Source organism: Corynebacterium pacaense (assembly GCF_900169525.1).
GTDB lineage: Bacteria > Actinomycetota > Actinomycetes > Mycobacteriales > Mycobacteriaceae > Corynebacterium > Corynebacterium pacaense.
Map to the genome: position 1 here is coordinate 347,237 of NZ_LT821240.1, position 20,819 is coordinate 368,055.

14 protein-coding genes, 3 rRNA genes and 1 pseudogene are annotated in these 20,819 nt (G+C 61.9%); all 18 read right to left on the minus strand.

From position 1 onward, the window contains the following. Positions 1 to 9 precede the first annotated feature (9 nt). Positions 10 to 174 carry a hypothetical protein gene (locus B7E02_RS14385; RefSeq protein WP_179129689.1) on the minus strand — a complete coding sequence of 55 codons (165 nt, stop codon included), beginning with the start codon at positions 172 to 174 and terminating at the stop codon, positions 10 to 12. Continuing rightward, the gene (locus tag B7E02_RS08750) at positions 165 to 1,151 is read right to left on the minus strand and encodes an HAD-IIA family hydrolase (RefSeq protein WP_080795070.1); all 987 of its coding nucleotides are present in this window, start codon (positions 1,149 to 1,151) and stop codon (positions 165 to 167) included. Before B7E02_RS08750 ends, B7E02_RS14385 begins: the two co-directional genes overlap by 10 nt. An 11-nt stretch (positions 1,152 to 1,162) precedes the next feature. Next, positions 1,163 to 2,149: pseudogene (locus B7E02_RS08755) on the minus strand (tetratricopeptide repeat protein); the annotation flags it as partial. Between the two features lie 136 nt (positions 2,150 to 2,285). Further along, positions 2,286 to 2,402: ribosomal RNA gene (rrf, locus tag B7E02_RS08760) — 5S ribosomal RNA — on the minus strand. A gap of 128 nt (positions 2,403 to 2,530) precedes the next feature. Further along, positions 2,531 to 5,615: ribosomal RNA gene (locus tag B7E02_RS08765) — 23S ribosomal RNA — on the minus strand. A 398-nt stretch (positions 5,616 to 6,013) separates the two neighbouring features. Further along, a 16S ribosomal RNA gene (locus tag B7E02_RS08770) occupies positions 6,014 to 7,531 on the minus strand. The 16S, 23S and 5S rRNA genes sit together here, the layout of an rRNA operon. A gap of 688 nt (positions 7,532 to 8,219) precedes the next feature. After that, on the minus strand, positions 8,220 to 9,488 hold the full coding sequence (gene tyrS / locus B7E02_RS08775) for a tyrosine--tRNA ligase (RefSeq protein ID WP_080795072.1): 1,269 nt from the start codon (positions 9,486 to 9,488) through the stop codon (positions 8,220 to 8,222). After that, positions 9,485 to 9,694: a Trm112 family protein gene (locus B7E02_RS08780; RefSeq protein ID WP_080796866.1), complete on the minus strand. Its 210-nt coding sequence runs from the start codon at positions 9,692 to 9,694 to the stop codon at positions 9,485 to 9,487. The genes tyrS and B7E02_RS08780 overlap by 4 nt, the downstream gene beginning before the upstream one ends. Positions 9,695 to 9,732: 38 nt before the next feature. Then, positions 9,733 to 10,338, minus strand: a complete 606-nt coding sequence (locus B7E02_RS08785; protein ID WP_245802234.1) for a hypothetical protein — start codon at positions 10,336 to 10,338, stop codon at positions 9,733 to 9,735. Continuing rightward, positions 10,325 to 11,902: a vWA domain-containing protein gene (locus B7E02_RS08790; RefSeq protein ID WP_080795074.1), complete on the minus strand. Its 1,578-nt coding sequence runs from the start codon at positions 11,900 to 11,902 to the stop codon at positions 10,325 to 10,327. The genes B7E02_RS08785 and B7E02_RS08790 overlap by 14 nt, the downstream gene beginning before the upstream one ends. 5 nt (positions 11,903 to 11,907) lie before the next feature. Further along, a complete protein-coding gene (locus B7E02_RS08795; protein ID WP_080795075.1) occupies positions 11,908 to 13,059 on the minus strand; it encodes a hypothetical protein in 1,152 nt (383 codons plus the stop codon). A gap of 45 nt (positions 13,060 to 13,104) precedes the next feature. Continuing rightward, complete coding sequence (gene argH, locus B7E02_RS08800) at positions 13,105 to 14,535, minus strand: argininosuccinate lyase (protein WP_080795077.1); 1,431 nt, start codon at positions 14,533 to 14,535, stop codon at positions 13,105 to 13,107. Positions 14,536 to 14,586: 51 nt separating this feature from the next. Beyond that, positions 14,587 to 15,792 carry an argininosuccinate synthase gene (locus B7E02_RS08805; protein ID WP_080795078.1) on the minus strand — a complete coding sequence of 402 codons (1,206 nt, stop codon included), beginning with the start codon at positions 15,790 to 15,792 and terminating at the stop codon, positions 14,587 to 14,589. Between the two features lie 123 nt (positions 15,793 to 15,915). Further along, positions 15,916 to 16,431, minus strand: coding sequence for an arginine repressor (locus tag B7E02_RS08810; RefSeq protein WP_080795080.1), 516 nt, complete (start codon positions 16,429 to 16,431; stop codon positions 15,916 to 15,918). Next, a complete protein-coding gene (gene argF / locus B7E02_RS08815; RefSeq protein WP_080795082.1) occupies positions 16,428 to 17,390 on the minus strand; it encodes an ornithine carbamoyltransferase in 963 nt (320 codons plus the stop codon). Before argF ends, B7E02_RS08810 begins: the two co-directional genes overlap by 4 nt. Beyond that, complete coding sequence (locus tag B7E02_RS08820) at positions 17,380 to 18,609, minus strand: acetylornithine transaminase (RefSeq protein WP_080796868.1); 1,230 nt, start codon at positions 18,607 to 18,609, stop codon at positions 17,380 to 17,382. Before B7E02_RS08820 ends, argF begins: the two co-directional genes overlap by 11 nt. 2 nt (positions 18,610 to 18,611) lie before the next feature. After that, a complete protein-coding gene (argB, locus tag B7E02_RS08825) occupies positions 18,612 to 19,565 on the minus strand; it encodes an acetylglutamate kinase (protein ID WP_080795084.1) in 954 nt (317 codons plus the stop codon). A 64-nt stretch (positions 19,566 to 19,629) separates the two neighbouring features. Then, a complete protein-coding gene (argJ, locus tag B7E02_RS08830) occupies positions 19,630 to 20,796 on the minus strand; it encodes a bifunctional glutamate N-acetyltransferase/amino-acid acetyltransferase ArgJ (protein WP_080795086.1) in 1,167 nt (388 codons plus the stop codon). Between the last annotated feature and the right edge of the window lie 23 nt (positions 20,797 to 20,819).

The window sequence follows — 20,819 nt, forward strand, 5'->3', positions numbered from 1 at the left end:
ACGTTCCTTCTACTGCAGTGCGTCATTGAGGATGCGGTAGGCCGCCTCTAGATTCTCGGCCTCGTCGCGCAGGCTGTCCGCGGACCGCGCGAGGACCTCGTTGACCCGCCGCTCGACGTCCTCTGCCGAGACGGTCGGGGCGCCCGGGTCCCGGGGAGTGGGGGCTACCACCATTGATCGAGCACCTGCTTTGCGACGTCCGAAACGGCCCGGACGCCGCTGACCACCGAACCGGGGCTCCAGGAGATCTCCACCGCCGTCCGCAGTGCCTGGACGGGCGTGGAGTCCGGCCGACCCCCCTCGATGATCAGGGTGTCCCCGTGCAGCCGCGCGGTGAACCCGCCCTGTGCGCCGGGGCGCAGCACGGCCGCACTGTCATTGAGCGAGGACAGGGAATCGGCGATGAAAGTCGGACGCTGTTCCGGGACCGCATAGACCAGGTCATGGTGACCGCTGACCCCGGTGAGAACCTGCAGGGTGTCCATCCCGGCGGAATTCCCTCCCGCGATGTCGGTATCCAGACGGTCCCCCACGGCTAGCGGCTTCCTGGCCCCGAGGAGTTTCGCCGCCTGGTGGAACATCGCGGGGCCCGGCTTACCCGCCGACTTCGGGGTCACTCCGGTGGCGCTGACCACGGCCGCGACCATGGAACCGTTGCCCACCAGCAGGCCACGCTCCATGGGAAGGGTGGTGTCAAGGTTGGAGACGAAGTACCGGGCTCCGCGTTGAATCGCCAGCGCGGCCTCGCTCAGCTGCCGCCAACCGGTCTCCGGATTGTGCCCCTGCAGCACCGCGACCGGCTCGTCATCGGCGGAATCCACGACGATGAAACCGGCGGCGGTGGCGAGATCCCGGAACGCGCGGGTACCCAGGATGTACACCCTGGAACCCGGGTCTATCTCGGCGGCGGCCAGCGTGACTGCCGCCTGTGCGGAGGTCATGACATCGGTGGGGGTCACACCACTGAGGCCGATGCCGCGCAGCTGGTCCGCGACGACCTCCGGGGCACGGGAGGCGTTGTTGGTGACATAGAGCGCCGGCAGGCCGCTGGAGGTGATCGCCTCCACTGCGCCGGGAATGGCATCACCTCCCCGATAGACGGTGCCGTCAAGATCGAAGAGGAGGCTGTCATAATCCGTGATGAGGCTCATGTAGCTTGAGTCTAGTTGTTCGACTGGCCCAGTTGCTCGATACGCTCCTCGGCGTCGAGCAATCCCTCGTCATCGATGTCGGCCGCATGCTGGAACCACGCACGGGCCTCATCACCGCGCTTCGCCTGGACGAGCGCGTCGGCGTAGGCGTAGGTCAGCCGCGCGGCGCTCGGGCCGGTCGAGGTCAGGGAGGGCTTGACGCGCTGCAGCTCGATGACCGCGGCATCATGCTGCCCGAGATCGTGCCTTGCGCCGGCGACGACGATCGCCAGTTCGATCCTCGTCTCGGCATCGACCTCGCTGAGATCCTCCGTACGGCCGAGCTCGATGGCCTTTTCGGGCCTGCCCAGGCCGCGCTCACAATCGGCCATGACCGCGATGAGCCCGGGTCCACCCGACATCCGGCGGGCGGCGCGCAGCTCCGAGAGCGCCTCTTTCCATTCCCCGGCGTTGTACGCGGCGATACCGCAGGTTTCACGCACCACGGAGATCCGGCCGGCACGGTCCTTCGCGGCACGGGCGTGGCGCAGCGCGAGCTGCGGGTCATCGGCCAGCAGCGTCGCGGACATGATCATGTGCTTGGCCACCGCCTCGGCGTTGTCCCTGGAGAGCACCCTGAGGTCCTGGAGGACAATGGTGTCCAGATCCTTGATGTCAATGTCGCCGGGCAGATCGGGCTCGTTCTCGCGGGCGTGGATTCGTTCCTCGCGGAAACCGGAACGCTGCGGGTGCAGACGGTCACGCTCCTCGGCATCTCGACCGGCACGGTTGGCGTGACCCCGGGGCGCACCGCCATGATCCCTGCGGGGCGCATTGCCCCTGCGGTCCCCTCCCCTGTCATCGCGTTCGGGGCGCCCACGCCCCTGGCGGGAGGCTCCGGAACCGGAGGAACGGCGGTCACCACCGTTCGCACCGCGGTGCCCTCCGCGGGAGTCGCGGTTGCCCTGACGGTCATTGTCGCGTGGGCGCTCGTAGGGATCAGCCATCAGTATTCCTCTGGTTCAAGGGTGGAAGGGTCGGAAGGGGTGCGGACATGCGGAAAGAGAGTGCCACCCAGCAGAAGGAACACACTCCCACCACCAGATCACACTCTCCCACACACTACTTCTGCTTTAACAATCTTTTTAAGTTTTAGGTCGGCGGTAACCTACTCTCCCACACCCTCCCGAGTGCAGTACCATCAGCGTAACCAGGCTTAGCTTCCGGGTTCGGAAAGGGACCGGGCGTTTCCCTGCTACTATCACCACCGACACAACCACAACGGCAACCACACACCACCACACAACATGGTAGGCGGGTCGTGTGTCATGCCAGACACTGCATAGTGGACGCAAACACAACAATTCTTAAGTAAACACGCTTAATGCACACAAACCAACAGTTGTTTAAAATTGGATAATTAGTACCAGTCACCTCCACACCTCACAGTGCTACCAGATCTGGCCTATCAACCCCGTCATCTCCAGGGAACCTCAAAAGAAACCTCATCTCAAAACAGGCTTCCCGCTTAGATGCTTTCAGCGGTTATCCCTCCCGTACGTAGCCAACCAGCCCTGCTCCTGGCGGAACAACTGGCACACCAGAGGTACGTCCGTCCCGGTCCTCTCGTACTAGGGACAGCCTTCTTCAAGTTTCAACGCGCGCGGCGGATAGAGACCGAACTGTCTCACGACGTTCTAAACCCAGCTCGCGTGCCGCTTTAATGGGCGAACAGCCCAACCCTTGGGACCTACTCCAGCCCCAGGATGCGACGAGCCGACATCGAGGTGCCAAACCATCCCGTCGATATGGACTCTTGGGGAAGATCAGCCTGTTATCCCCGGGGTACCTTTTATCCGTTGAGCGACACCACAACCACAAGTAGGTGCCGGATCACTAGTCCCGTCTTTCGACCCTGCTCGAGCTGTCACTCTCACAGTCAAGCTCCCTTGTGCACTTACACTCACCACCTGATTACCAACCAAGCTGAGGAAACCTTTGGGCGCCTCCGTTACATTTTGGGAGGCAACCGCCCCAGTTAAACTACCCACCAGGCACTGTCCCCAACCCAGATCATGGGCCAAGGTTAAGGTATCCAATCCGATCAGAGTGGTATTTCACCAACGACTCACACACAACTAGCGTCACATGATCAACGTCTCCCACCTATCCTACACAAACCGAATCAAACACCAATACCAAGCTATAGTGAAGGTCCCGGGGTCTTTTCGTCCTGCCGCGCGTAACGAGCATCTTTACTCGTACTGCAATTTCACCGGGCCTGTGGTTGAGACAGCAGGGAAGTCGTTACGCCATTCGTGCAGGTCGGAACTTACCCGACAAGGAATTTCGCTACCTTAGGATGGTTATAGTTACCACCGCCGTTTACTGGGGCTTAAATTCTCAGCTTCGCCACCAACGTGACTAACCGGTCCTCTTAACCTTCCAGCACCGGGCAGGCGTCAGTCCGTATACATCAACTTAAACGTCTTCGCACGGACCTGTGTTTTTAGTAAACAGTCGCTTCCCTCTATTCTCTGCGACCACAATCAGCTCCCACCGCACGGTGTTCACCAACCATGGCCCCCCTTCTCCCGAAGTTACGGGGGCATTTTGCCGAGTTCCTTAACCACAGTTCACCCGAACGCCTTAGTATTCTCTACCTGACTACCTGTGTCGGTTTAGGGTACGGGCCAAACATGGACATCGCTAGAGGCTTTTCTCGACAGTACAGGATCACCAACATCACCCACACAGGGCTACGCATCACGCCTCAGACACATGACAGGCGGATTTGACCTACCCATCGTCCCACACGCTTACACCACAATCCAATAAGTGGCCTGGCTACCTCACTGCGTCACCCCATCACTTAGCTACTACCAGATCAGGTCCCACGCACACCACACCACCACATGCATCAAAGACACACACAACAGCGGGCATAGATGGTTAGTATCACTGATTCACCATGGGCGCCCACATTCGGGTACGGGAATATCAACCCGTTATCCATCGACTACGCCTGTCGGCCTCGCCTTAGGCCCCGACTCACCCTGGGAAGATTAACTTGACCCAGGAACCCTTAGTCATCCGGCGGATGAGTTTCCCACTCATCATTCGTTACTCATGCCTGCATTCTCACTCGCGCACACTCCACAACACCGTCACCAGGCTGCTTCACCGCGTACACGACGCTCCCCTACCCAACACACCCACAAGGATGCATTGCCGCGGCTTCGGCGGTGTACTTAAGCCCCACTACATTGTCGGCGCACAATCACTCGACCAGTGAGCTATTACGCACTCTTTCAAGGATGGCTGCTTCTAAGCCAACCTCCTGGCTGTTTTCGCGACTGCACATCCTTTTCCACTTAGCACACCCTTAGGGGCCTTAGCCGGCGATCTGGGCTGTTTCCCTCTCGACTACGAAGCTTATCCCCCGCAGTCTCACTGCCATGCTCTCACTTACCGGCATTCGGAGTTTGGCTGATGTCGCTAAGATTTTAGTCCCGCTAAACCATCCAGTAGCTCTACCTCCGGCAAGAAACACACAACGCTGCACCTAAATGCATTTCGGGGAGAACCAGCTATCACGGAGTTTGATTGGCCTTTCACCCCTACCCACAACTCATCCCCTCAGTTTTCAACCTAAGTGGGTTCGCGCCTCCACGACGTCTTACCATCGCTTCACACTGGCCATGGGTAGATCACCCCGCTTCGGGTCCAAGACATGCCACTAACACACCCTCGTTAGGATTCGGTTTCCCTACGGCTACCCAACACTGGTTAACCTCGCGACATGCCGCTGACTCGCAGGCTCATTCTTCAAAAGGCACGCCATCACACCACAAAGGATGCTCTGACAGTTTGTAAGCACACGGTTTCAGGTACTATTTCACTCCCCTCCCGGGGTACTTTTCACCATTCCCTCACGGTACTAATCCGCTATCGGTCATATCAAGTATTCAGGCTTACCGAGTGGTCCCGGCAGATTCACAGCAGATTTCACGAGCCCGCTGCTACTCGGGTACTAACACAACACCACCATGGTCATCTTCGCGTACAGGACTCTCACCTTCTACGGCAGGCGTTTCCACACCACTTCCACTAACAACCACAACCGATGCCACCGGCCGGCAGACCGGACACGCACTAGCCCCACAACCACCCACATGCAACCCCTGCCGGGTATCACACACATGGGTTTTAGCCATCATCCACGTTCGCTCGCCACTACTAACGGAATCACAATTGTTTTCTTCTCCTACGGGTACTGAGATGTTTCACTTCCCCGTGTTCACCCCCACACCGGCTATATATTCACCGGCAGGTGACCACACATCACTGCGGCCGGGTTTCCCCATTCGGACATCCTCGGATCAACGCTCAGTTGGCAACTCCCCGAGGCATAACGCAGCCTCTCACGTCCTTCATCGGCTCGACATGCCAAGGCATCCACCGTGTGCCCTTAAAAACAAACAACACCACACCACACCACCCACCAACCCGCCACAAGGACGAACCGGCAAAAGGCACGATGCGCGTTCGGATACACAAAACTTACAAAAAAATAAAGATGCTCGCGTCCACTATACAGTTCTCACACAACACAACACCAACACCACCACACCCACCCCACAACAAGGGAACAAGCGCAACAGACATCGATGCCCACAGGAAACAACACAACACACATGTCATCCCAGACACCCAACAGCATGCCACCTACCAACATTTCTCTTCCGCCACCACACAGATGATCATCTCCACCCGATTAATAACACGCCGATGGCAACCACATCCGGGTTCCAACACCGACACCGCACCCACACCACCAACCGGTGGCACCACGGGCACAGCACAAAAATAAAGCTCCTTAGAAAGGAGGTGATCCAGCCGCACCTTCCGGTACGGCTACCTTGTTACGACTTCGTCCCAATCGCCGATCCCACCTTCGACAGCTCCCCCCACAAGGGTTGGGCCACTGGCTTCGGGTGTTACCAACTTTCATGACGTGACGGGCGGTGTGTACAAGGCCCGGGAACGTATTCACCGCAGCGTTGCTGATCTGCGATTACTAGCGACTCCGACTTCATGGGGTCGAGTTGCAGACCCCAATCCGAACTGAGGCCGGCTTTAAGAGATTAGCTCCACCTCACGGTGTGGCAACTCGCTGTACCGACCATTGTAGCATGTGTGAAGCCCTGGGCATAAGGGGCATGATGATTTGACGTCATCCCCACCTTCCTCCGAGTTAACCCCGGCAGTCTCTCATGAGTGCCCACCATCACGTGATGGCAACATAAGACAAGGGTTGCGCTCGTTGCGGGACTTAACCCAACATCTCACGACACGAGCTGACGACAACCATGCACCACCTGTACACCAACCACAAGGGAAGGACTATCTCTAGCCCGATCTGGTGTATGTCAAGCCCAGGTAAGGTTCTTCGCGTTGCATCGAATTAATCCACATGCTCCGCCGCTTGTGCGGGCCCCCGTCAATTCCTTTGAGTTTTAGCCTTGCGGCCGTACTCCCCAGGCGGGGCGCTTAATGCGTTAGCTGCGGCACAGAAGTCGTGGAAGACCCCTACACCTAGCGCCCACCGTTTACGGCATGGACTACCAGGGTATCTAATCCTGTTCGCTACCCATGCTTTCGCTCCTCAGCGTCAGTTACTGCCCAGAGACCTGCCTTCGCCATTGGTGTTCCTCCTGATATCTGCGCATTTCACCGCTACACCAGGAATTCCAGTCTCCCCTACAGCACTCAAGTTATGCCCGTATCGCCTGCACGCCCGGAGTTAAGCCCCGGGATTTCACAGACGACGCGACAAACCACCTACGAGCTCTTTACGCCCAGTAATTCCGGACAACGCTCGCACCCTACGTATTACCGCGGCTGCTGGCACGTAGTTAGCCGGTGCTTCTTCTCCAGGTACCGTCACAAAAGCTTCGTCCCTGGCGAAAGGAGTTTACAACCCGAAGGCCGTCATCCCCCACGCGGCGTCGCTGCATCAGGCTTGCGCCCATTGTGCAATATTCCCCACTGCTGCCTCCCGTAGGAGTCTGGGCCGTATCTCAGTCCCAATGTGGCCGTACACCCTCTCAGGCCGGCTACCCGTCGACGCCTTGGTAGGCCATTACCCCACCAACAAGCTGATAGGCCGCAGGCTCATCCCACACCGAAAAATCTTTCCACCACACCCCAACAGTGCGGTCCTATCCGGTATTAGACCCAGTTTCCCAGGCTTATCCCGAAGTGCGGGGCAGATCACCCACGTGTTACTCACCCGTTCGCCACTAATCCACCCTGCAAGCAGGGCATCATCGTTCGACTTGCATGTGTTAAGCACGCCGCCAGCGTTCGTCCTGAGCCAGGATCAAACTCTCCACAAAATGAAAAAATATCACGGCCGTGAAAAGCCCGATAACCCAGCCAACAACAAAACCAACACCCACAACCACCCACACAAACGCAGATGACCATAAATGCCGACTGGCTGTCAACCAAAAATAAATGATCAAAAAACAACCACCACAACCCACCCAGACGGGGCAAAAAAAGGGCCATGATGAAAACATCGCCATCAATCATGCACAAACAATTCCCACCACCAACCACCCACACCAAGCGGGCAACCAGCAACAGGCAACAATTTACAGTGCAGGGACATTCATGCAACCCCCACACCCGGCATGACCACCCGGCACCCACCACAACAGCGGGCACCAAAAGCGACAAAAGAAAAAAATAAATGGCACACTATTGAGTTCTCAAACAACACGCATACCGAAGCTTCTGGGAACCATTTCTTCGATTCCCGCTCCTCAGCAGCTGGAGATTCAGGTTATCATCTTAGAAATTCTAAGTCAACTTGGATTTAATCTCCGCGTCACGTTGATCGGCTATCCATTCTCCCTGGGGAGGATGTCTGCTCTCTCGGCGACTTCGATTAATTTACACACAGCCGTCCGGCGTCACAAGTCTGCAGGTAGAGGCCATTTTGATGGGGCATATGCGTCGGGCCGGTGCTGGCGCTCCCGTTTCGGGGAGAGCCGGCACCGGCCCGGTACTCAGGTGGGACTATGACGCAATCTGCACACCTGCGAAGTTCTTCTTGCCCTTTCGCAGTACGAGCCACCTGCCGTGGAGCAGGTCCTGCGCCGAGGGCTCCCACTCCTCGGACTCGATGCGCTGATTGTTCACATATGCCCCACCCTCCTTGATGGCGCGTCGCGCCGCTCCCCGTGAGTCCACGAGTGAACTTGCCACAAGGAGATCGGTGATCGTCCTCGGCTCACCCGGTTCGATGACGGCGACCTCGGTTTCGGACAGGGATGCCGCCAGCGTCGGTTCATCCAGGTCCCCGAGTTCGGCGCGCCCGAACAGTGCCTGCGCCGCGAGCTCGACGGAGGAGGTCGCCTCCACCCCGTGGACCAGGTTGGTCATCTCGCGGGCGAGCCTGCGCTGGGCCTCCCGCCTGAAGGGCCGCTCCGCCACCTCGATCTCGAGTTCGGCCAGCTCCTGCTTGTCCAGGAAGGTGAACCAGCGGAGGTAACGGATGACATCCGCGTCGGCGGCGTTGATGAAGTACTGGTACCAGGCGTAGGGGCTTGTCATCTCCGGGTCGAGCCAGAGGCTTCCGCCACCGGTGGATTTTCCGAACTTCTTGCCTTCCGAATCGGTGACCAGGGGGACGGTGATGCCGTGCACGCCGGTTCCGAGAACTCGGCGGTTCAGGTCGACTCCGGAGACGATGTTGCCCCACTGGTCCCCGCCGCCGACCTGGAGCGAACACCCGTAGCGCCGGTTGAGCTCGACGTAGTCATTTGCCTGAAGAAGCATGTAGGAGAACTCGGTGTAGGAGATGCCGTCGGTCTCGAGGCGGCGTTTGACCGTGTCGCGGGCGAGCATGGTGTTCAGCGAAAAGTGCTTGCCCACATCCCGCAGGAAGGTCACCACCGACATTCCATTGGTCCACTCGGCGTTGTTGACCAGCCGTGCCGCGTGCTCACCCTCGAAGTCCACAAATCGGGAAAGCTGACCGGAGATCCGATCTGCCCACTCGGCGACGGTGTCCTCGGAGTTCATGGTGCGCTCGCCGACATCGCGCGGATCACCGATCATGCCCGTGGCACCTCCCGCCAGGACCAGGGGGTTGTGACCGGCCCGCTGGAACCGCCTGAGCATGAGCAGGGGGACCAGGTGCCCCGCGTGCAGGGAGGGGCCGGTGGGGTCGAATCCGCAGTAGAGGGTGATGGGTTCCCGGGTCGCCTCGCGCAGCGCCTCCAGATCGGTGGACTGGTTGATCAGTCCACGCCAGGACAGCTCGTCAATGATGTTGGTGCTCATGGATGAGATACTTTCTTGATCGGTTCTTCGGCGGATGGGGTCCACTCGGTGGCCTCGTCGATGAGCAGGACGGGAATCCCGTCATCGATGCGGTAGGCCAGACCGAGGCGCTCGTTGACAAGGAGCTGCTCCTGCTCCAGATATCGCAGTGGGCCCTTGTCTTTGGGGCAGGCAAGGACATCAAGAAGCTTCGGATCAAGACTCATGCCGTACATGTTACTTGCCCCGGCCCGCCCCTATTCGCTCAACCTTGATCTGAATCGGGGTGCGGGAGCTGCCCGAACTGCATGCGGAGGACACGGGACTGATCCTCCAGTCTGTTGAGGTTGTCCTCCAGCACCGCCGCATGGATCCTCGCGGTCTCGTCCGCCAGGAGGTCGAGGGAAGAGATGATGTCCCGGACCGCCCTCGGGTGCGCGATGTCCGGTACATCGAGATACGCCGAGGACAGTGCCGGGATGTAGTCTCCGATGATGCTGCGGATGGTCACCTGGTGTTCCGGGTAATCGACCAGGTCGTCCCAGTCACCGAGGACGGTTTCAAGTGAGTTCTCGAGGCGCCCCATGGAGGTTCGTACCCCGTCGGGAAGGTTGGCCGACCGCAGCCTCAGTGCGTTCCTGCGCAGCTGGACCGCGAGGTCGGTGGGTCCATCGAGCGCGGGTCGATCGGTGGACGGGAGGGCCGCGGACCTGCGTCCCGGCGTCAGGGCGACGCCGATTCCGTAACCGGCGATCGCCACCACCGACCAGAAGGTGCCGAGCCCGAGGGCGAGGTGCGCCACTATCACCAGTATCGCCAGCACCATGCCGACGATGTTGCGGGGTGAGGAGAAGAAGTTACTGGTAGGCACGGATCTCCTTGAATGCGGCATCGAGGTCCCCTTGAAGTGCGTCGAAGGTGCGGCCACCGGTGAGGCCGGCCAGTTCGTCCATTTCGGCTACACTGGCTTCGCCATAGAGAATGACAAACACCGGAATCTGTTTCTTCTCCGCGGGCAGCGAGTCATGGAAGACCCGGAACTGCTCAGGGCTCATCCCCGAGGTCCATTCACCGTCGGTCATCAGCACGATTGAGGGTATGCGTCCCTCGGCCCCCGTTTCGGTGTCCTCGAATGCGGTGGCCAGGGCGTCGTAAAGCCCGGTGCCGCCGGCCGCGGTGAAGCCGTCGACGAAGGTGGCCAGGCTGTGGCGGGCGGGTCCGCCCACCTGGTCGATGTCCGCGTGCACGACGTCGGTGGGTGTGAAATTGAAGGGGATCAATGTCACCGATTCCCGCTCGCGCAGGGAGACGTTTCCCGTCACCGTCGCGGACTGACCGCTGATCAGTGAGGACATGGTCGATTTGAGGGAGTCGAGGCGCTGCCCCTCCATGGATCCCGACACATCGAGGACGAAGGTCGTCGCCCCGGGTACGCGGAGGTCGTTGTTGTATGCGTCGATCAGGGCGTTGGTCACGGTGATGTCCCCGGGGAACGGGGATTCAATGATCAACTGTCGGCTCAGCTCCGCGGGCAGGGTGGCGTCGCCACCCGGGCGCCTGGAGGTGTCGGTCAGCTCCTGTGGATTCTCCTGCAGCCATCTGGTCAGGGCCGCAACCTTCTCCGCCGCGGCGGAATCGGCGGTGCTCAACGTCGACAGCGGGTAGTCCGCGCTGACCACGCCGTCGGCGGGCACCACAACCTCAATGTCGGCGCCGTCGTCCCGGACCATGGAGTGCAACACTGATTCATAGTTGACAATCGCATCCGCGCGGTCGGGGTTCTGCAGGAAGGTGTCCTTCAACCAGCCGGATGAACCGGAGGTCAGGGTCTGTCCGGAAAGGAACTCCCGGACCTGCGGGGCCACCTCCGCCACCTCGCCCACCTGCAGCGCCCGGCCGGTATCGGCATAGGCCGTGGCCACCGACACCAGGGCGGAGAATCCGGAGTTCGAGGAACCGGGGTCGGTCATACCGAAGGTCAGCTGGCCGCTGGCGGCGGCTGTTCCGATCTCCGACCAGGTCGGCTGCTTCTGCTCCCAGCCCAGCTCGCGTGCCTTCTGGCGCTTGACCCCGAAAGCCACCGGCGAGGTCGCGACCTTAGTGGCCTCCCCGAGCCTGCCCGTCGCCCCGAGCAGATCAACGTAGCGATTCGTGGCAAACCAGGTCGCATCGAAGGCCGAATCGTAGTCGCCGTCCTTGAGATGCTGACTGTTCTCCAGGGTTCCCCCGGGAAACTCCATCTCGATGGCGAAGCCGAGATCCGCGCCTGCACGGTCGATCGCGGGCTGCAGATCCTGCAGTTCAGTTGCGGCGACGATGCGAAGTGCCCCGGTGGGTGCGTTATCATCGCTTCTCGACGCACCGTCCGAAGCACACCCGCCGAGCAGCAGAGCTGCGGCGATCGGGGCGAACAGGCGCCGGACAACCCTCATCATTGTGCTCACTGTTGCGTCTCCTCCGGTGGCGGCGGTGAATTGTACTGTGCGGAGACGCCCTCGATGAGCTCCTCAAGCACGTCGAAATCGGGCGGATCGACCGAGTTGAGGTAGGAGGGAACATTCAGTGGTCCCATCGCCTGTTCAAACAGGGCCGAGTTCTGCGGGCGGAATCCGTGCTCGGCGGCCAGACGCTGGAGTTCGGGATCCTCGACCAGGAGGCGGCCGATCTCCGCACCCTGTGTGCTCAGCGAGACGACGGTGTGGTTGCTCAGCACCGTCGGATCGGGATAGGCGAGAACCATGTCCCCGCGGATCCGTGAGTCCGGCTTGTTCTGCTCCGCGAGATACTGCGCCTCGTACACCATCACCATCGGCTTCGCCCCCATTCCCTGGGAGAGATAGTCGGCGAAGGGGCCCGCTGAACTGGATTCGGTGTACCCCTGCCCGAGAAAGAGCGGGCTGACCCTGGCGACCACGGAGTTGACCTCCGACTGATTGGTCACCACCGAGGCGTTGTTGGCCACCCAGGCAAGGATCGACAGATACATGGCTGCGGAATTGGAGCTGCGGACATCCGTGGAGGAGAACTGGACCACCCGGGGCGAGGCGAAACCCTCACCCAGGTCACGCCAGCGCTGTCCCGAGGATGCCAGCTCCAGGAATGCCGCCATGTTGATGATCCAGTGCCCGTCCTGCCTGGAGGCGACGCCGTGCTCGGCCAGCAGCCCCATGATGGGTTCGAAGGTCGCCACCGCGATCGGGGAATGGAAGGGGGTGAAGCGGCCCGTGGTGGAGGTTCCGGCCATGATCTTCTGCGCCGCCGGGGCCGAGGATGGGAAGGCGAGGTCATAGGCGGACAGATCGACGTCGGTCGCGATTCTTCTCGAACCGGCGGTATCGACCCTGATGGTGTACCCGTGGTCGCCAAAAACCCGCTGCACCTCCGGGTCCTCGAAGAACTCCCGCTTCTCCGAACCGATGACCGCGCTGATGGTGGTCAGTTCCCCGCCGTTATCTCCGTTGATCCCTGGAATGCTGAGCATTCCCCTGCCAACCAGCACCGCGAGCACCGCGACGATCAGCAGGATGATGCCGACGACCACGGAGACACCCCTGCCCCGGGATTGCTGATGCGACGAAGGGGTGCCATTCATGGCCTGATGATAAACGGGGTCCTGGCCCCCTGCAACAGCAGAAAACTAACGCACCGGGGTGCGTGCCCATTCACGGAGGCGGGCACTGGTGGCCGAGACCCTCTCCCGCTGCTCTGCGACCCGCACCCCGGCCGTCCCGCCGAGAGTGGAACGGGAGGCGACCGCACCGTCTATGGTGAGGACCTCGCGGACCTCCGGGGTCAACCGCGGATCGACCCCCGCGAGCTCCTCGTCGGTGAGATCGACCAGATCCACTCCCCTGCCCTCGGCGATACGGACACAGGCACCAGAGGCCTCATGTGCCTCCCGGAACGGGACGCCCTGCCGCACCATCCACTCGGCGAGATCGGTGGCCAGGGTGAAACCGGCCGGTGCGAGCTGCCGCATCCGTTCCGTGTTGAAGGTCAGGGTGGAGACCAGACCCGTCATCGCCGGCAGAAGGAGATTGAGCTGTGCCACCGAATCGACGATGGGCTCCTTGTCCTCCTGCAGATCACGGTTGTAGGCCAGCGGCTGGGCCTTGAGCGTGGCCAGCAGACCCGTCAGGTTTCCGATCAGTCGGCCTGACTTGCCCCTGGTCAGCTCCGCCACATCGGGGTTCTTCTTCTGCGGCATGATCGAGCTGCCGGTCGACCAGGAATCCGACAACGTGACATAGCCGAATTCCGGGGTGCACCAGGCGATGATCTCCTCGGCGAGACGCGACATGTCCACCGCGGTCTGGGCGAGAACGAAAGCCGTCTCCGAGGCGAAGTCCCTGGAACTCGTGGCGTCGATGGAGTTCTCCGCCGCGGAGTCGAAGCCGAGCTCCTCCGCGATGGCTTCCGGGTTGAGTTTCAGTGAGCTTCCGGCGAGGGCGCCCGATCCGTAGGGTGAGACGGCCAGCCGCTTGTCCAGGTCGCGGATGCGCTCGATGTCGCGCAGCAGTGGCTGTGCGTGAGCGAGCAGCTGATGTGCGAGCAGCACCGGCTGAGCTGCCTGGAAGTGGGTCTTTCCGGGCATGATGGCCTCCGGGTGGGCCGCGGCCTGTGCCACCAGGGCGTCGACAAGCTCCGTGGTGCCCACCGCGATGCCCCGGACCGCGTCGCGGACCCACATGCGGAAGAGGGTGGCCACCTGGTCGTTGCGTGAGCGTCCCGCACGGAGCCGCCCACCGACCTCGGGACCGACGCGCTCGATCAATCCGCGTTCCATCGCGCCATGGACGTCCTCATCGGAGGGCAGCGGGAGGAAGGAACCGTCCGCGACGTCACGACCCAGCTGATCGAGTCCGCTGAGCATGGTCGCCAGGTCCTCATCGGACAGCAGACCAGCGGAATGCAGAACCTTCGCGTGCGCCTTGGAGGCCAGGACATCGTAGGGTGCGAGGACCCAGTCGAAGTGGGTGGACACGCTCAGGGCGAACATGGCCTCCGAGGGCCCACCCGCGAAACGGCCGCCCCACAGTGCGCCCTCATTGGTTCCATGTTTCTCCACGCGAAAATTCCTCTCCTGTTGGTGTCGGTGCTTCTGGGACGATCGGATCAACTATTCGGCGCCGGCCTCGCGGTCGCGACGGTTGGCGATCTTCGAGGACAACCCGTGCAGCTGGACGAAACCCTTGGCCAGGGTCTGGTCGAAGGTGTCGCCGGTGTCATAGGTGGCGAGGTTGAAATCGTAGAGCGAGGATGCGCTACGGCGGCCGTTGACCGTGATGTTTCCTGCGTGCAGCACGACCCGGATGTCACCGGAGACATGCTCCTGGGTCGAGTCGATGAAGGCGTCGAGGGAACGCTTGAGCGGGCCGAACCAGAGACCGTCGTAGACCTCCTCGGACCAGCGGGCATCGATGCCGCGCTTGTAGCGCGCAAGTTCACGCTCGACGGTGACGTCCTCGAGTGCCTCGTGGGCGGTGATCAGAACCAGTGCGCCGGGTGCCTCGTAGATCTCGCGGGACTTGATGCCCACCAGGCGGTCCTCGACCATGTCCAGCCGGCCCACGCCCTGTGCCCCGCCACGACGGTTGAGCTCCTCGATGGCCTCCAGGACGGTGACGGGGCGACCGTCGATGGCGACGGGCTTTCCACCCTCGAAGGAGATGATCAGCTCATCCGGAGCGTTACCCAGAGCGGGGTCCTCGGTGTAGGCGTAGAGGTCCTTGGTCGGCGGGTTCCACAGATCCTCGAGGAACCCGGTCTCGATGGCGCGGCCCCAGACGTTCTGGTCAATGGAGAACGGCGACTTGGTGGACTGCTCAATAGGGAGGTTGATCTCCTCGGCGAAGGCGATGGCCTTGTCACGGGTCCAGGCGTAGTCGCGGGCGGGGGCGATGATCTCCAGGTTGGGATCCAGATCCATGAAACCGACCTCGAAGCGGACCTGGTCGTTGCCCTTGCCGGTGCAGCCGTGGGCGACGTGGGTACCGCCGTGTTCCTTGGCCGCCTGCACCAGATGCTTGACAATCAGGGGGCGTGAGATCGCGGAGACCAGCGGGTACTGCTTCATGTACATGCCGTTGGCCTTGATCGTCGGCAGGCAGTAGTCGTTGGCGAACTCGTCTTTGGCATCGACGACGATGGATTCCACCGCACCACAGTCGAGAGCACGCTGACGGACCGATTCCATGTCCTCACCGCCCTGTCCGAGATCGAGGGACACGGCAACCACCTCACCTCCGGTCATCTTGGACAGGTAGGGAATGGCCACGGAGGTGTCCAGACCGCCGGAATATGCGAGTACGACACGATTGCTCATGATTGTTCGGTTCTCCTATTTCAATTGGTGTTCATTGTTCTCTGACAGTGTGTGAAGAAACCACTCTTCGCCTCACCGCGTCCGGAATGTGCACTGCACCGCACGAGTCCGGAGGTTCCCGCGCTACAGCTTACCTTCAGGCCGGTTCGGTGGGATACGCCTCCCCAGCAGTTCCCCCAGTTCCCGGCCGCTCAACGGATCACGGGCCAGGACGAAGACGGTGTCATCACCGGCGATCGTCCCGACCACCTCCCTGAGACCGACGCGGTCGATGAAGCTGGCCAGATACTGGGCGGCTCCGGGAGGGGTGCGGAGCATGGCGATATTGCCCGAGTGATCGGTGGAGACCAGCAGTTCATCTAGCATCCGGCGCAGTTTCTCCTGGGGGCCGCGGAGATCCTCGGGGACGGTGTTGTCCACCGGACCGATGGCGTAGAAGGCCCTGCCGCTGTCATGGCGGACCTTTCTCGCCCCGAGTTCATCGAGGTCCCTCGACAGCGTGGCCTGGGTGATGTCGATGCCCTCATCCAAAAGGAGTTCGGACAACTGCACCTGGCTGGTCACCCGCTGCCTATCCAGAATCTGCACGATCAGCGCCTGACGGGCCGTGCGGGTTACGGGAGCTGGATCGGGGCTCATCGCTTCGGCTGATTCTCCAGCAGCCACACCAGTAGCGCCTTCTGGGCGTGGAGTCGGTTCTCGGCCTCATCGAAGACCCTGGAGGCCGGACCGTCGATGACCGAGGCCGAAACCTCGCTGCCACGGTAGGCGGGCAGGCAGTGGAGGAAGATGGCGTCCTCCTTCGCCCTGGCCATGACCGCGTCATCGACGCGGTAGTCCACGAAGACGGTGCTGCGATCCACCCCGTCGTTTTCCATTCCCATCGACACCCAGGTGTCGGTGATCACAACATCCGCCCCCGAGACCTCCCCGAGGTCATCGGTGACCACCACGAGTGCTCCGGTTTCCGCGGCCCGCTCCAGGGCACGGTCGACGAAGACCTGCTTCGGCTGGAACTGTGCCGGGGCGATGATCGAGATATCCATTCCCGCGGTGGCGAAGCCCAGCATGTAGGAGTTGGCCATGTTGTTGTCACCGTCACCGAGATAGACGGCCTTGAGGCCCCTGAGTCCCGCGGGACCCTCCTCCGGGCAGCGGTTTTCCACCACGGTCTGCAGGTCGGCGAGAATCTGACAGGGGTGGAGGTCATCGGAGAGGGCGTTGACCAGGGGCACGGTGGCGGTCTCGGCCATCCGGTGGAAGTTCTCGTGGTCGTAGGTACGCCACACGATCGCCTCGACGTACCGGGACAATACCGCCGCGGTGTCCTGGAGTGTCTCGCCCTTACCCATCTGGGATTGACCGGAATTGACCACGATCGCGTGACCGCCGAGCTGAGCGATGCCCGCATCGAAGGAGAAGCGGGTCCTGGTGGAGGTCTTGTCAAAGAGGACGGCCACACTCAAGGGCCCCTCCAGCGGGCGACGCGACAGGGGTGCGCTCTTCAGCGATGCGGCCAGGGTGAGCACCTCCGCCTGCTCCTCCGGGGTGAGATCATCATCGGCGAGGAAATGCCGGACGTCGAGTTCAGAGATCATGTTCTGGGGACCTTTCCTGGAGAGAGTTGAGCAGTGCGCGAAGCGCGGTGACGGCGGCCGAGATTTCCTCGTCGGTTATCACAAGCGGTGGGGTGAGCCGCAGGATGTTCTCCGCTGGCGCATTGAGAATGAGGCCGAAATCGAAACCGGCCGAGACGGCCTGTTTGGCCACCGGCCGTTCGAGGACGACACCGAGCATCAGTCCGCGCCCCCGGACCGACTCCACACCCTCGAGCTCGAGCAGCTCGGAGGTAAACAGTTCGCCCTTGCGTGTGACCTCGGCGCAGAAGTGATCATCGACCACGGACAGGACGGCGCGGGCGGCGGCACAGGCGATCGGGTTGCCACCGAAAGTGGTCCCGTGCTTTCCCGGGGTGAAAAGGCGTGCGGCCTCCCCGGTGGCCAGGCAGGCACCGATGGGTAGCCCGCCACCGAGGCCCTTGGCCATGGTGACCACATCGGGGATCACGCCGTCGTGCTGGTGGGCGAAGAAGTCGCCCGTCCGGCCGATACCCGTCTGCACCTCATCGATGATGAACAGGAGTCCGTACTCATCACAGAGTTCGCGCACGCCCCGGAGGAAGCCCCACGGGGCCGGCACCACACCGGTCTCGCCCTGAATCGGTTCGAGGATGATCGCGGCTGTGTCCTTCGGATCCATCTCGATCAGTCGCCTGAGGTATTCCAGGTCGCCGTAGGGGTAGAACTCGACCCCCGCGGGCATGGGGGCGAAGGGGGCGCGCTTGTCCGGTTGGCCCGTCATTGCGAGAGCACCCATGGTACGACCGTGGAATCCATGGAACGCGGCGAGAACCCGTGTCCTGCCAGTCAAGCGTGCAAGCTTAAATGCAGCCTCGTTGGCCTCGGTTCCGGAATTGCAGAAGAAGACCTGCGTCGCCGCTGCCAGGTCGGCGTCGCCACGCGAGAAGCGGGAGACCAGCTCTGCCGCGACCTCGACAACCGGACGGGAGGCGAAGAGATTGGACACGTGCCCCAGCTGGCCGAGCTGGTTGGTCACCGCCTCGATGATCGCCGGGTGGGCGTGTCCGAGGGCGTTGACCGCGATTCCCGCAAGCAGATCGATGTGGACGCGACCGAGCTCATCGGTGACGGTGGCACCCTTGCCCGAAACGAGTTCGACCGGTGGGGTGCCATAGGTGTTGAGAATGACCCGTGGCCAGGATTCCAGCGTATTGTCCACGGTGCTGAGGTTCTTCACGTTCACAGTGTTCCGTCCTGTTCGTCTTTTCTGAATACGGTGCCCTCCGGGTAGTCCCCGCGATCGTAGACATCGGGGAGCACCATCGTTCCGATACCGCCCATGGTCAGCAGTTCCAGGAGCACCGAGTGCTCGATGCGTCCGTCGATGACGTGGGCGGCACTGACTCCCCCGCGGACCGCGGCGAGGCAGGCCTCCATCTTCGGGATCATTCCGGAGTCGAGCCTGGGCATCAGGGCGTTCAGTTCGGACACCTTGATCTTGGAGACGAGTGATCCCCTGTCGGGCCAGTCGGTGTACAGTCCCTCGACGTTGGTGAGCACGAGCAGCCTCTCCGCACCGATGGCGGCGGCGAGCGCCCCCGCGGCGGTGTCGGCATTGATGTTGTAGATCTGGCCATCCTCGCCCGGGGCGATGCCGGACACCACGGGGATCCTGCCCGCATCGATGAGGTCCATCAGTGAGCCGGCGTCGACGTGGACGATATCACCGACCAGGCCGATGTCGGTGGCCACACCATCGATGTCCACCATACGTTTCCTGGCCGTGAACAGCCCCGCATCCTCGCCGGAGGCACCGACCGCGTAGGGACCGTGGGTGTTGATCAGACCGACCAGGTCGCGACCGACCTGACCGAAGAGCACCATGCGGACAATGTCCATCACCTCGGGTGTGGTCACCCGGAAACCGCCCTTGAACTCACCCTCGAGGCCGACCCTTCTGAGCATCTCGGATATCTGCGGCCCACCTCCGTGGACCACCACAGGCTTCGCCCCGACGGTGCGGAGAAAAACCATGTCGGCGGCGAAGGCCGCCTTGAGGTCCTCGTCGATCATGGCGTTTCCGCCGTACTTGACCACCACGATCTTGTCGCGGAAGTGCTGCAGCCACGGCAGGGCCTCGGCGAGCACGTTCGCCCGCACCTCCGAGCCGAGGTTCTTGATCAGTTCATTCATCGGTGTTCCCTAACTGCTTGTCGACGCCCCACCTCGCACGCCCACCGGCGTGCCCGGGGGCTCCTTAGGTGCTGTAGGCGGAGTTGATCTCCACATAGGCATAGCTGAGGTCGGTGGTACGCACCGTGCCCATGCCGGGACCGCCGGTGCCAAGATCGACCAGCACCTCGATGTCCTCGCCACTGAGATCGACGTCCCTGGCCCCGGGGGTCCCGGCGGAGTCAAGGCACACGGCCTGATCGTTGAAGAAAACCGAGATCCTCTCCGGGTCCATGTCCGCATCGGCCATGCCGACCGCCGCGAGCACCCTCCCCCAGTTCGGGTCGGAGCCGAACATCGCACACTTGAAGAGGTTGTCCCTGCCGATGGTCCTGGCGGCACTGATCGCCTGGGCGTCGTCGGTGGTGCCGCGCACCGTGATGGACACGCGCTTGGTCACACCCTCGGCATCCGCCTGCATCTGGGCGGCCAGATCGGAGCAGGCTGCGTAGACCGCGTCATTGAGTTCATCCTGCTCCGGTGTGATCCCTGATGCTCCGGAGGCGAGGAGGAAGACGGTGTCATTGGTCGAGGTCGAACCGTCGATGTCGAGGGTGTCAAAGGTCACGGCGCTCGCCTTCCGCAGGGCCTTCTCCGCCATCTCGGCCGTCACCGCGGCATCGGTGGTCAGGCAGACCAGCATGGTGGCCAGCGAGGGTGCCATCATGCCGACGCCCTTGCCCATTCCCCCGAGCGTCCAACCGTCTGCGTGGACAACAGTTTCCTTGGCCACGGTGTCCGTGGTCATGATCGCATGGGCCGCCGCGGCTGCGTTGTCCCCCAGAGCCCCGGGAGCGCTCAGTGCATCGATACCGGAATTCACCTTATCCATCGGCAGTGGTTCGCCAATGAGTCCGGTGGAACAGATGCCGATGTCCGCGGCTGCGATGCCGAGATTGCCCGCCAGTCGGGATGCGGAATCCCGGGCGTCGACCTCCCCGCGGAGACCGTTGCAGGCGTTGGCGTTTCCGGCGTTGTAGAGCACCGCCCGCAGCCGTCCGTCACCGATGTGTTCCCTGCTGACCTTCACCGGTGCCGCGAACACCCGGTTGCGGGTGAACACACCCGCCGCAGTGAACTCCGGGCCCTGGTTGACCACCAGTGCCATGTCCGGTCTGCCGGAGGGTTTGATGCCCGCCGTGGTCGCAGAGGCTGTGAATCCCGCGGGCGCTGTGATGCCGGTATCGGCCATCGAAAAACTCCTTCTCAGTGTGG

Bases quoted from the DNA above. Each gene is read 5' to 3' on its own strand.
- B7E02_RS08805 (WP_080795078.1), bottom strand. From the start codon at position 15,792: ATGAGCAATCGTGTCGTACTCGCATATTCCGGCGGTCTGGACACCTCC.
- B7E02_RS14385 (WP_179129689.1), bottom strand. From the start codon at position 174: ATGGTGGTAGCCCCCACTCCCCGGGACCCGGGCGCCCCGACCGTCTCG.
- B7E02_RS08750 (WP_080795070.1), bottom strand. From the start codon at position 1,151: ATGAGCCTCATCACGGATTATGACAGCCTCCTCTTCGATCTTGACGGC.
- B7E02_RS08810 (WP_080795080.1), bottom strand. From the start codon at position 16,431: ATGAGCCCCGATCCAGCTCCCGTAACCCGCACGGCCCGTCAGGCGCTG.
- B7E02_RS08780 (WP_080796866.1), bottom strand. From the start codon at position 9,694: ATGAGTCTTGATCCGAAGCTTCTTGATGTCCTTGCCTGCCCCAAAGAC.
- argF (WP_080795082.1), bottom strand. From the start codon at position 17,390: ATGATCTCTGAACTCGACGTCCGGCATTTCCTCGCCGATGATGATCTC.
- argB (WP_080795084.1), bottom strand. From the start codon at position 19,565: ATGAATGAACTGATCAAGAACCTCGGCTCGGAGGTGCGGGCGAACGTG.
- B7E02_RS08790 (WP_080795074.1), bottom strand. From the start codon at position 11,902: ATGATGAGGGTTGTCCGGCGCCTGTTCGCCCCGATCGCCGCAGCTCTG.
- B7E02_RS08795 (WP_080795075.1), bottom strand. From the start codon at position 13,059: ATGAATGGCACCCCTTCGTCGCATCAGCAATCCCGGGGCAGGGGTGTC.
- tyrS (WP_080795072.1), bottom strand. From the start codon at position 9,488: ATGAGCACCAACATCATTGACGAGCTGTCCTGGCGTGGACTGATCAAC.
- argJ (WP_080795086.1), bottom strand. From the start codon at position 20,796: ATGGCCGATACCGGCATCACAGCGCCCGCGGGATTCACAGCCTCTGCG.